Here is a 12,270-nt window from a genome sequence, read left to right on the forward strand (position 1 = left end):
TCTATTGTTGCGAGAAATGCAGGGAATGGCCGCACAACCATTGCTGAAATGATCCGTTGCGCATTTTGGGGCGGTTTTTCACGGTTTATTCACGGTTTAGGGCTCAAAAACAGGGTTTGCGCGGCCGTAAACGCAGTGCGGGCCCGAGCGATCACATGCTCGTGCCACACTCATTCACTGCCATCCCAGGTGTCCCGATGTTCAGCAAGATCAAGGTCGCATCCGGCCTGTTGTGTGTCCTCGTCGCGTTCTGTGTACTGCAGCTCGTGACCGCAGGACTTGGTTACTGGTCGCTCACGCGCACGCACGACGACGTGGCCGACCTCTCGAAAGTGGCGTTGCGGCAGGCGAGCGCCGCTAACGTCATCACCCAGCAGTTGATGGACGCCCGTATCAATCTCTCGCGCGCGGGCACGCGCATGGTCCGCGGCGGCACGGTGCCGACCGATATGGTCAATCACGCGCGCGACCAGCTGGCCGCCGCCGACACCACGTTCGCGGCGCTCATGGCCGTGCCGCCGATCAACGACGACAACCGCACGCGCGTCGCCGCGTTCGGCGAGCGCTATCAGGTGTACCGCAAGGCGCTCGGTGAGCTGATCGACGACCTCAACGGCAACAATCTGCAGGCCTTTCTCGACCAGCCGACGCAGTCGTACCAGGACGCCTATCTCGCTGAACTGCACGCCTTCGCGCAGTTCAGCGCCGCGGCGAGCCGCGCTTCGCTTGATTCGATCGACTCGCGTCTCGCGCTCTTCCAGGGCGTGGGCATCTTCATCCTGGTCCTGCTGATCGCGCTCGCGACCGGCGTGCATTTCGCGCTGCGCCGCGGCGTGGTGGAGCCGCTCGAGGAAGCGGGCCGCCATTTCGAGCGCATCGCGCGCGGGCGTCTCGACGAGCGCATCGCCGCGCGCGGCGAGAACGAGATCGGCCGGCTGTTCCAGGGCCTTTCGCTGATGCAGGCGAGCCTGGCGCGCACGGTCCACACCGTGCGCGAAACGGCGGGCTCGATCAACGTGGGCGCCGACGAGATCGCCACCGGCAACGCCGATCTTTCGGCGCGCACCGAATCGCAGGCGGCGTCGCTGGAGCAAACGGCGGCGAGCATGGAGGAACTGACGGGCACCGTGCGCAACACGGCCGAGAACGCGCGCGAGGCGAACGCGCTGGCGGAGGCGGCGCTCGACGCGACCGCGCGCGGCGGCGCCGTGGTGGGCGAGGTGGTCGAGCGCATGCGCGGCATTGCGCAAAGCTCGGACAAGATCGCGGAGATCATCGGCGTGATCGACGGCATCGCGTTCCAGACCAACATTCTCGCGCTCAACGCGGCAGTGGAAGCGGCGCGCGCGGGCGAGCAGGGCCGGGGTTTCGCGGTCGTGGCGGGCGAGGTGCGCGGGCTTGCGCAGCGCAGCGCGCAGTCGGCCAAGGAGATCAAGACGCTGATCAGCGAGTCGGTTTCGCAGATCCGCGGCGGCTCGGAACTGGTGGAGCGCGCGGGCGAGTCGATGCGCGAGGTGTCGAACTCGATCTCGCGGGCCACGCAGATGATGGCGGGTATCAGCGCCTCGTCGCTCGAGCAGAGCACGGGCATTGATCAGGTGAATCAGGCCGTCTCGCAGATGGACCAGATGACCCAACAGAATGCGGCGCTCGTCGAGGAGGCCGCGGCTGCCGCGGCTTCGCTGCATCAGCAGACGCGCCAGCTTTCCGAGGCCGTGGCCGCATTCGAGATTTCGCCGGCCGTGCTGGCGGCTTAAGTGACTTGAGCGGTCTGAGCGCTTCGGCGGCGGGCTTGCGCCCGCCGGCGTAGGCGTTTCGCGTTGTTGCGCCTCAGACGCCCATGCCCTGGTAGGCGGTCAAGAGGTGATACGGCGTCGTGGACGGCATGTCCGCGCGCGCCACGTCGCCGTTTGCGCTGCGGCATTCCACCCAGCCCTGCGGCGTGAGAAAGCGCGGCGCGAAGCGCCCGATCTGCGGCGCGAGCGCGGCGCGCACCGCGGCGTCGCCGTGCGTGGCGAGCGCGCGCAAGTATTCCGTTTGTGCCCAGATGCGCTGCGTCGCATCAGTCACATGACCGTGCTCGTCGAGCGCAGCCGCCACGGCTCCCGTTTCCGGGTCTACGCCGTGCTTCTGTGCAAAGGCGAAGGCGCGCGCGAGCGCTTCGTCCAGACCCGACGCGCCCAACCGCGCGCCCGCGCGCGTTGCCAGCCAGAACCATTCGAACTGATGTCCGGGCTCGAGGCGGTTGTCCGCCGCGCCGAGCGGCAATTCGGCGATGCAGCCCGTCGCCTCGTGCAGGAAGCCGCGCGCGAGCGCCTCGACGAGACGCGTGATCGCCGTGTCGAACGCGCTGTCGCCGGTCGCCTCGCTCGCCGCGAGCCAGGCTTCGGTGAGGTGCATGAGCGGATTCTGCAACGGGCCGCCCGTGACGCTCGCAAAGGCAGCGTCGAGCGCTGCGTTGAGCAGGCCGTCGCGGGCCGCGAAGCGGTCGACGATCAGCGAGGACGTTTCGCGCGCGACGTCGAGCGCCTCGGCAGCGCCGAAGCGCTGGCCGTAGGCAGCGGTTGCGAACACCACGAAGGCGTGCGTGTAGAGGTCCTTGGTGGTGTCGAGCGGCGCGCCGGCCGCGTCGACGCTATAGAACCATCCACCGTGCTTCGGGTCCTGATACGTGTGGCGCAGGGTTTCGAAGAGCGTTTGCGCGTGCGCGGCGTCGCCGGCCTGGGAGAAGACGAAGAGCTGACGGGCGCACGCCATCGCGCGGTAGCGCGTGACGGGCAGCGGCTTCGCGCCGGCCGCATCGAGCGCCTCGTAGGGCAGGCGCAGTTCGGCATTGAAGCCCGGGCCGCGCCACATCGGCAGGACGATGCGGTCGAAATGCTCGCGCAGGCTGGCTGCGCTCGTGGGTGTGTTCATGGCGAAAAGGTGCGGCGGAGCGCGTCACTTCAAAAGAGCAATGCCGGCGATTGTACGCATTCGCAAAGTGCGCGGGACATTCCAGTCTGCCGCAGCGCGCTCGCGTATTTGCGCAACGCTGCGCCGCTTGCCCGACGTGAAGGAATATCGCGAGGACGGCGCGCCGGGTTGACCGGCGCGGGTGTTGGGTCAATGCCGGCTGGGTAAGTCGGGGAAGAGCCCCTGGCGGCGCGTTCCGGCATGCGACAATGCGCGTTCGAACCAGAACACGAGGACGTCGCCAAGCGGCCGTGACCGGCCGGCGCGCGACGCGAACCGCATCGCTGACCCATGGCTGATTACGCAGATACCGCATCCTTGAGCTCTTCGCATCCCGAACGCAACGCGCCGTGGCAGCCCCGCGCGACATCTGCGTCGTCCAACGTGACTGAATCCCCGGTTGCTGTCGAATCCGATGCTCCGCACGCGCTGGAGGGCGAGGAGCTCGCCGCCGTTGCCGAAGCGGATGCCGCCGTGCGTCAGGGCACGCTGAGCGGCTTCGAAAACCCCGAGGCTGCTCTAGCGGTGGCGGCGCCCGTCGACGAGGCCAACGCGGCGAGTCCCGTTGCGGGTGCAACGACTGCGCGCCGCGCGCCGCGGGCGAAACGTGCCGTTGCTCCTGCCGTGGCCGAAGCGGTGACGCCGGGCGTTGGAGAGGTGCAGGACCCGGCTGCTGCCGCCTTCGTCGCCGAGCCGTCGTTTGCCGCCGACCATGCCGAGCGTGTCGAACCCACTGGGTTCGCGTCCGAAGCGGCTCAGGCGGCCACCGAGCCGGACGCGCTGACGCAGCGCCTCGACGCGCTCCAGGGCGCGCTCGCCGAGCAGCGCCGTATGGCGGTTGCCTCGTCGCGGCAACTCAAGTGGGTGCTCGCCGCCGCTGCAGCGGCGGTGCTCGCATCCGCAGGTTTCGGGATCGCGCAGTCGGTGCGGCTCGACAGCCTCGCGAACGAATCCCGCGCAGATGAGGCGCGCCTCGAGCAGTTCATCCTGAAGCAGCAGTCCACGCTCGACGACCTGTCGCAGCGCGTTGCCGCGCAATCCGCTGCCGCCGCGGCTGCTGCGGCCGCTGCCGCGGAAACCCCGGCGGCGCCCTCGGCACGCGTGTCGGCCAGGGCGGCGCCCGCCAAGGCACCGCCCGCACCCGCGCGCCATGCAGCGTCGCATTCCACGCGTGCGGCTCACGCTAAAAGCGCCCAGAAAGCCACGCACTGACCGGCTTCGCCACGCGATCCAGCCCCTGTATCCGAAATCTCGATGCGTTGTTTTGCTGCAACGCATCGATTGCGCTCGACCCCGTGCGGCGGCGCGTCGCAGTTTTTTTGCTGCGCTGCACTAGCGTTGCCATAGGGAAAACCCTATAATTCATTCTGTCTTAGGGAAAACCCTGAATTGCAGCCTAACTGGGAGTCGCCATGAGCTTCATCTTTGCACTGTTCCAAAAGGTCAGCGATCTCTTCGCGTCGCCGTATCTGCCGATGGATTCGGAATATTCGTACGCAGCGCGTCACCGCGAAGCTGAGCGCGTTCGCCGCTCGCACTACATGCCGTTCGGCATGCCGCGTGACTGATCGAAGCTGAAGCGCTTCGGACGGCAGGTGCCGTCCAACGCGTTTCTCCGGTCAGACCGCCAGGTCTTCAAGCAAGGCCGGCTCTCGAAAGAGAGCCGGCCTTGCTGCGTTTGGGGCGGCTGCAAGCCGAAGTCGCTTCGTCTGGCGTAACGGCAGCTGCGCACGGCTCATGTCATAGTGATGCCGCTTCGAAATCGCTACGTCTCATCCATGTCCAATACCTACTTCTACGACCCCGCCCAGGGCCATGGCCTGCCGCACGATCCGTTCAAGGCGATCGTCGCGCCGCGCATGGTCGGCTGGATCTCTAGCCGCGCAAAAAGCGGCGTCCTCAATCTCGCGCCCTACAGCTTCTTCGGTGCGTTCGCCACATTTCCGCCGATCATCGGTTTCTGCAGCGAAGGCCGCAAGGACAGCATCAGCAACATCGAAGAGACCGGTGAGTTCGTCTGGAATCTCACGTCGAAGGCGCTGGCGCCGCAGATGAACCGCACCTCCGCGCCGGTCGCCGCCGACGTCGACGAATTCGCGCTCGCGGGCCTCACGGCCGCGCCGGGCCGCAGCGTCGCGGTGCCGCACGTGGCTGAGTCGCCGGCCGCGCTCGAATGCAAGCTGCTGCAGGTCGTGCGGCTCAACGCGCTGGACGGCACGCCCATGGACAACTGGCTCGCGCTGGGGCAGGTGGTGGGCGTGCACATTCGCGAGGAATTCCTGAAGGACGGCCTCTTCGACACGCACGCCGCCCAGCCCGTGATGCGCGCGGGCTATCGCGCCGACTACGCGCAGATCGGCGAGATGTTCCAGATGGTGCGACCGAGCGCGTAATCCGGTACGGGCGTGAGCAGGTCGCGGCGTTGCCGCGTCGTGCCCGCCCGCCGATAATGGCCCGACAGCGCGAGGCGCGCAGGGAGGCAATCCATGCAATCTCCGACGGGATCGGTGGTGGCGCTCAGTTCTGCCGCCTCGACGATGTTTTCGATCGGCCTGATCGCGCTGGGCTACTGGGGGCTGCACGAGCCGTCGGCCTGGCGCATCGGCGACCGGGTGGTCGTCGGCATCGCGCTCGCGGGCTTCGCGTGCCTCGGCAGCGTGCCCTGGCTCGCCACCTCGCCCGCGAAACCCAACGACGAGTCGCGCTTTCTGATGGCGCGCCGCGCCTTTCTCTGCGGCGCGGCTGCCGTGTGGGTGTCGATCGCGCTATCGCTCGTGCTGTAGCGCGCGCATCGAACGCGAGCAATGCACCCGCCTGTGACTGGCTACACCCGTTGGGCTGGTGATTGCTGTTGCGGGAGCGCAACTCAAGCAACCCATCAGGCTTGTTATCGATTTCGCCGCACGCGCTCAAGGCCGCATCGCACCGCAATTGCTGCAACTTTGTGAAATATTGTCCCACTCCCAGGAAAAGACCATTCTTAGCGGGCTGGCTTTTGCGCTCCTAAACTAGCGCCGCGTTTCCCTTCATTACAAGCAAACACGGGCTATTTCATGAAGAAAATTTCCATTGCCGCTGCCGTTTGCGCAGCGTTTGCAGCGTCCGCTGCCCACGCTCAGAGCTCGGTCACCCTCTACGGCCTGGTCGACGCGGGCATCGCCTACACGAACAACGTTCAGAATGGCGCCGCCAACCACGGCAGCGCGCGCGTCGCACTCGCAAGCGGCAATATCAGCGGCAGCCGCTTCGGCCTGCGCGGCAGCGAGGACCTGGGCGGCGGTCTGCATGCGATCTTCGTGCTCGAAAACGGCTTCAACGTCAACAACGGCGCGCTCGGCCAGGGTGGCCGCATGTTCGGCCGTCAAGCGTTTGTCGGGCTGAGCACCGATCAATACGGCACCCTCACGATGGGCCGCCAGTATGACTCGATGGTCGACTTCGTCGCGCCGCTGTCCGGCACGGCGGGCTCGTTCGGCGACGCGGGCTTCGCACACGTGTACGACAACGACAACCTGCAACATACTGTGCGCTTCAGCAACTCGGTGAAGTTCTCGAGTATCGACTACGCCGGCTTCAAATTCGGCGGCATGTACGCGTTCAGCAACAGCACCAGTTTCGCCGTCGATCGTGCGTACAGCGCAGGCGCGAGCTACAACAACGGCCCGCTGCGACTGGCCGCTGCCTACCTCCAGATCAACGGCTCGGCAGCAGCGAGCAACCCTTCGGGAGCAGTGAACCAGAGCGTTGCGGCTGACCCGAGCGAGTTCAAGTCGACCGCGGGCGGCGGCAACCTGACCGCGGATGTGCAGCGCACGGTCGGTGCAGGCATCGGCTATACGTTCGGCCCGGCGGCGGTCAACTTCGTCTACACGCACAGCCAGTATCAGAACACGTCCGCGTTCGGCCTGAACCCGGTGAGCGGTTCAACCCACTTCGACAACTATGAACTGAACGTCAAGTACGCACTCACGCCGGCGCTGTCTCTCGGCCTCATGGATACTTTCACGGACGGTCATCTGAACGGTGTGAGCAAGTCGAACTTCAGCTCCGATCCGAAGTGGAACCAGGTCAACGCGATTGCGCGCTACTCGCTGTCGAAGCGCACGGAAGTGTACGGTGAAGCGATGTACCAGCGCGCGATCGGCGGCAACAACGTCGCAGTGATGTACAACGCCGGCGGTTTCTCGGCGACGAGCAATCAGGTGATGGGCGCGGTCGGCATGCTGACCCGCTTCTAAGCGCCGACTAGAACCCCATCCTGTGGCTGTATGGGTGGATCGTTCCAGCAGGACTGCGAGGCAGTCGGTGGATCGCAGTCTGCTACAAGGTACGTCATTGGCCCGCCGCCTCGGCGGGCTTTTTTCCGGCGTGGGCGACCGGCGAGTTTGGTACGATTCACGCTTTGCCAGCCGACCCTACCTGCCGCGTGAAGCGTTACGTGCCGTTGATCCGCGATCGAATCGCGCTGTCGTTGTCCCGCCTGAAGCCCGCCGCCGCGCGGCTTGGCGGGTTTATTCGCCCGCTGGGGGCGCGTGCGCGCCATCATCTGCGTCCCACGCGGCGCGGCGTGCTCATGGCCATTGGCGCGTTGCCGGCGCTCGTCGTGCTCTACGTGCTCGTGCTGATTCCGTTCACGCCGAGCATTGGCGACATCCGCAAGGCGCGGGTCGACGAACCGGCCCAGATTCTTTCCGCCGACGGCAAGGTGCTCGCCGAGTTCAAGCCCTCGAACCGCGAATGGGTGCCCCTCGCGCAGATCTCGCCGCACATGGTCGATGCGCTGATTTCCACCGAGGATCACCGCTTCTACGAGCACCACGGCATCGACTTCAAACGCACGGCGGGCGCGGCGCTGCACACGTTCTCGGGCGAGCGCCAGGGCGGCTCGACCATTACGCAGCAGCTCGCGCGCAATCTCTATCCCGATGAAATTGGCCGTGCGCCCACGCTCACGCGCAAGATCAAGGAAGCGATCACGGCGTTCAAGATCGAGGCGGTGTATAGCAAGCAGCAGATTCTCGAGACATATCTGAACACGGTGCCGTTCCTCTACAACGCCTACGGCATCGAGATGGCGGCGCGCACCTACTTCGGCGTCTCGGCGGATCAGCTCGACATCCTGCAAGCCGCGACGCTCACCGGCATGCTCAAGGGCAACGCCTATTACAACCCGGTGATCAACCCCGAGCGCGCGCTCGCGCGGCGCAACACCGTGCTCGGCCAGATGGTGAAGTACGGCAAGCTCAGCGAGGCGCAGTACGCCGCGCTCTCGAAGAAGCCGCTGCGCCTCGACTTCGAGCGTCAGACCGAGCCGCCCGGCCCCGCGCCGCACTTCGCGCTGCAACTGCGCAAGTGGCTGATTTCGTGGGCGGACCGCAACGACTACAACATCTATTCGGATGGCCTCGTGGTGCGCACCACGATCGATTCGCGCCTCCAGCAGATGGCAACCGCCGCGCTGCGCCAGCACACGAACCAGCTCCAGGGCATCGCCAACGGCGCATGGAGCGGACGCAACGGCTGTGTGGCCGGCAACGACCTGTTCGCGACGTTCATGCGCGAAACGCAGGACTACAAGAGCGCACGCGACGCGGGCGCGAACGACGCCGCCGCGCTCAAGCAGTTCGCTGGCGACCGCACCTTCATGCGCAACCTCTGCAAGAGCAAGACCGCGGTGGAGGCGGGCTTCCTCGCCATCGACCCGCGCAACGGGCAGATCAAGGCGTGGGTGGGCAGCCGCGACTTTACCGACGAGCCGTTCGACCACGTGCAGCAGGCGCGCCGTCAGCCCGGCTCGACGTTCAAGCCGTTCGTGTACGGCGCGGCCTACGCGGCGGGCGCGAAGCCGAGCGACACGTTCATCGACCAGCCGGTGGAGATTCCGCTGGCGGGCGGCGAAATCTGGAAGCCGACCGACGACGTGCCGCCCAGCAATCGCCCGATGACACTGCGCGACGCGATCGCGTTCTCGCGCAACCGCATCACCGCGCAGCTCATGCAGACGGTGGGCCCGGACAAGGTTGCGCGGCTCGCGCGCGCGATGGGCGTGCGCGACAGCCAGCTCGACCCGGTGCCGTCGCTCGCGCTCGGTACGAGCCCGGTCACGTTGAAGGAGATGGTCTCCGCGTACAGCACCATCGCCAACGACGGCGAGTACCTCGAGCCGCGCATGGTCACGAGTATCGAGGACCACAAGGGCAACGTGCTCGCGCAGTTCGAGAGCGCTTCGCCGGAGCGGGCGCTTTCGGCGGAGGCGGACCGCACGCTGCTCGACACGATGCGTGACGTCGTGAACCGCGGCACGGGCGCGGCCATCCGCACGCGCTTCGGCATTCGCGGCGACGTGGCGGGCAAGACCGGTACGACCCAGGGCAACACGGACGGCTGGTTCATCCTGATGGACCCGCAACTCGTGGCGGGCGCCTGGGTGGGCTTCGACGACGGCCGCGTGACGCTCGACGACTACTGGGGGCAGGGCGCGCGCAGTGCGCTGCCGATCGTCGGCGACTTCTTCCAGCGTGCGCTGCGCTCGCGCGTCGTCGATCCGCGTGCGCGCTTCGACACCGAGGTGACGCCGGGCGCGTTCGAAACCTTCCGCGAGAAGCTGCGGGCGTGGATGGACAAGCTGCTCGGCACGCACGAGGCGCAGCCGCCGCAAAGCGCGCCGGTGCGGCACGCGCCGCCGCCGCGCGTGATTGCGCCTGCACCTGCATCTGTGCCTGCTGCAGCTTCGGAGGTGGGGGCATCGGCGCCTTCTGCGGCCTCGGCGCCGTCTGCAGCTTCGGCGGCGGCCGCAGAATCCGCCGCGCGCGCGATCATGGGCCTGCCGCCGATCATCGGGCCGTCCAGCGCGCCGGCGGCGCAAGCCCCGCAGCCGTCGTATCCGGCGCAGGAGCCGGCGCTTGCGCCGACCCCGACGCCCGACGAGGCGGAGCCTGACACGCCGGGCGCGAGCGCGAGCTACACGCCGCCCGTGGCGCAGCCGCAGGGGCAATGAGCGCGGCGTCGCGCCGTTAGCAAAAAAAAGGCAGCGTCACAAGACGCTGCCTTTTTTGTTTGCTGGGCACTGCGAATCATGCCCTGAAGGTGCTACGCGCGTGACTCGCGCACCTTGAACACGGAAACGAGTTCGGCGAGCGCAGCCGCATGATCGTTGAGCGCGGCGGCGGCACGCTCGGCGTCGCCTACGAGCGCGGCGTTCTGCTGCGTCGCCGCGCCGATCTGCGAAACCGCGATATTTACTTGCTCGATGCCGCCCGACTGTTCGCGCGAGGCTATGCTGATCTCGCCGATGATCGAGCGCACTTCATCCACGCGCGCGACGATGCCGCGCATGGTCGTGCTCGCTTCGCCGGCGATACGGTAGCCCGTCTCGACCGTCGACGACGATTCGGTGATCAGCGCCGAGATTTCCTTCGCGGCCGCCGCGCTGCGCTGCGCGAGCGCGCGCACTTCGCTCGCAACTACCGCGAAGCCCTTGCCGTGCTCGCCCGCACGCGCTGCTTCCACGGCCGCGTTGAGCGCGAGGATGTTGGTCTGGAACGCGATGCCGTCGATCACGCCCGTAATCTCGGCGATCTTCTGCGACGCGCGGCTGATGTCGTTCATCGTTTCCACGACGCGGCTCACGGCGCGGCCGCCGTCGAGCGCGGCTTCGGCTGCGCTGGTCACGACGGTGTTGGCGCGCGTCGCGTGGTCGGCGTTCTGCTGCACGGTGGAGGTGAGCTCTTCCATGCTCGCCGCCGTCTCCTCCAGGCTGCTCGCCTGGCTCGCGATACGCGAAGCGATCTCGCCGCTGCCTTGCGCGATGCGCGAGGTGTCCTCGCTCATCTGCGCCGTGGCGCTGCGCACCTGCGCGACGATCTGCGCGAGGCCCACGCCGATGCCGTCGATGGCGCGCGTGAGGCGGCCGATCTCGTCGGCGCCCGCCGTGCCCTGCGCGTCCGCTGCGTGGCCATTTCCGATGTTGCTGCGGCTGCTGTTGCCGCTGCTGTTACCGATGCGCACCGTGAGGTCGCCCGCGGCGAGCTGGCCGGCGGCTCGCGCGGCGGCGTCGAGCGGCTGGCTCACGAGGCGGCGCGCCGCGTAGATCGACAGCGCCGCGAAGAGCGCGACCAGCACGAGGCCGATGGCCGCAAAGCGGTCGCGCGTGGCGTTCACTTCCGTCATGATCTCGTCGCGCACGGCGACGCCGCCCACGAGCCATTGCCACTGCGGCACGCTCACGAACGAGACGAACTTCGCGCGCGCGTCGCGCTCGTCGCGCGTCGAGTCGGCGGATGTGTAGTCGAGCGTGCCTTCGCGCGCTTCGAGCATGCGCGACCAGGGCGCGTCAGCGTCGTCGTAGTGTTTGCCGACGGCGCCCGGATGAACGAGGAAGGTGCCACGCGTCGGGCCGTTCGAAGCGTCCATCACGAAGTAATAGCCGCTCTCGCCGATCTTGAGCTTGGCGATCTCGCTCTTGAGCGCGTCGATCTGCGCGCCCACGTCGACGCCGACGAAGAGCGCGCCGATCACGTGGCCGCTCGCGTCGAGAATCGGCTTGTACTGCGTGATGTACTGCTTGCCGAACAATTGGGCGAGGCCGGTATAGGTGCGATTGGCCACAACCGGGCCATACGCGGGGCCGTTGCGGTCGAGCAGCGTGCCGATCGCGCGCGAGCCGTCCTGCTTCTTGAGCGACGTGGTCACGCGCACGAAGTCGTCGCCGCTGCGCGCGAAAACGGTCGCGATTTCGCCGCTGCGCGCGAGAAACTGGTCGGGGATCGTGAAGTCCAGGTTCAGCACGTGATCGCCGGACTTGAAGACCGGCGTGGCCTTGCCGCCAATGTCGACCGTTTGCGTGGGGTCGAGCGTGAAGGCGCCGGGCAGGAAGCTCTCGAAGAGCTGCATGGCGCGGTCGACTTCGGCTGCGAGCGCGCCGTCGATGAGCGAGATCGACGAGGCGACCGACTGGTCCTTTTCGGCAATGCGCGTGCGCACCTGGTCGCCGACCTGCGTCGCCGCCGAATGCGTGATCGCCCACGTGAAGGCTGCAAATATGGCTGCGACGAGCACGCACGATAGCAAGGCGAGGCGCACGCCGACGCTCGCGCGGCTTGATAAGCGTGAAAGCATGTATTCGGTTCCGGAATAGAGCTTGTAAGGAAGGAACCTGCGCCTTCGAGGCGCTGGCATGACGCATTACGGCGCGCGCGAGCGATCCTTTAGGGGGTGGCGTGAAAAACCTTACAGCCACGTAAAGATTACCGATCAGTCATGCCATTTCGGTATGCAGATTGTGGGATATTTCGGAATCCAAAAATAACGCCGACA

Annotated in this window: 9 protein-coding genes; 7 read left to right on the top strand and 2 right to left on the bottom strand. The window is 66.9% G+C overall.

Annotated features, from left to right (window positions below):
- Window positions 1–197 precede the first annotated feature (197 nt).
- Window positions 198–1,757, top strand: a complete 1,560-nt coding sequence (locus M3I54_RS16000) for a methyl-accepting chemotaxis protein (protein ID WP_254337455.1) — start codon at window positions 198–200, stop codon at window positions 1,755–1,757.
- A gap of 73 nt (window positions 1,758–1,830) precedes the next feature.
- On the opposite strand, the gene M3I54_RS16005 is transcribed toward M3I54_RS16000, so the two are convergent.
- Window positions 1,831–2,916, bottom strand: a complete 1,086-nt coding sequence (locus M3I54_RS16005) for an AGE family epimerase/isomerase (RefSeq protein WP_254337457.1) — start codon at window positions 2,914–2,916, stop codon at window positions 1,831–1,833.
- 423 nt (window positions 2,917–3,339) lie between these two features.
- Between M3I54_RS16005 and M3I54_RS16010 the strand changes: the two genes are divergently transcribed.
- The 6 genes from M3I54_RS16010 (at window position 3,340) to M3I54_RS16035 (ending at window position 9,952) form a co-directional block, all read left to right on the top strand.
- Window positions 3,340–4,167, top strand: coding sequence for a hypothetical protein (locus M3I54_RS16010; RefSeq protein WP_254337459.1), 828 nt, complete (start codon window positions 3,340–3,342; stop codon window positions 4,165–4,167).
- Window positions 4,168–4,367: 200 nt separating this feature from the next.
- Window positions 4,368–4,523 carry a hypothetical protein gene (locus M3I54_RS16015; protein ID WP_169739096.1) on the top strand — a complete coding sequence of 52 codons (156 nt, stop codon included), beginning with the start codon at window positions 4,368–4,370 and terminating at the stop codon, window positions 4,521–4,523.
- Between the two features lie 210 nt (window positions 4,524–4,733).
- Window positions 4,734–5,348 carry a flavin reductase family protein gene (locus M3I54_RS16020; RefSeq protein WP_254337461.1) on the top strand — a complete coding sequence of 205 codons (615 nt, stop codon included), beginning with the start codon at window positions 4,734–4,736 and terminating at the stop codon, window positions 5,346–5,348.
- Between the two features lie 93 nt (window positions 5,349–5,441).
- Window positions 5,442–5,738, top strand: coding sequence for a hypothetical protein (locus tag M3I54_RS16025; RefSeq protein ID WP_028202877.1), 297 nt, complete (start codon window positions 5,442–5,444; stop codon window positions 5,736–5,738).
- 270 nt (window positions 5,739–6,008) lie between these two features.
- The gene (locus tag M3I54_RS16030; protein WP_254337464.1) at window positions 6,009–7,193 is read left to right on the top strand and encodes a porin; all 1,185 of its coding nucleotides are present in this window, start codon (window positions 6,009–6,011) and stop codon (window positions 7,191–7,193) included.
- 335 nt (window positions 7,194–7,528) lie between these two features.
- Window positions 7,529–9,952 carry a penicillin-binding protein 1A gene (locus M3I54_RS16035; protein ID WP_254337545.1) on the top strand — a complete coding sequence of 808 codons (2,424 nt, stop codon included), beginning with the start codon at window positions 7,529–7,531 and terminating at the stop codon, window positions 9,950–9,952.
- Between the two features lie 92 nt (window positions 9,953–10,044).
- On the opposite strand, the gene M3I54_RS16040 is transcribed toward M3I54_RS16035, so the two are convergent.
- Window positions 10,045–12,072: a methyl-accepting chemotaxis protein gene (locus M3I54_RS16040; RefSeq protein WP_254337466.1), complete on the bottom strand. Its 2,028-nt coding sequence runs from the start codon at window positions 12,070–12,072 to the stop codon at window positions 10,045–10,047.
- Window positions 12,073–12,270 lie beyond the last annotated feature (198 nt).

The organism is Paraburkholderia sp. CNPSo 3274 (genome assembly GCF_024206475.1).
GTDB lineage: Bacteria > Pseudomonadota > Gammaproteobacteria > Burkholderiales > Burkholderiaceae > Paraburkholderia.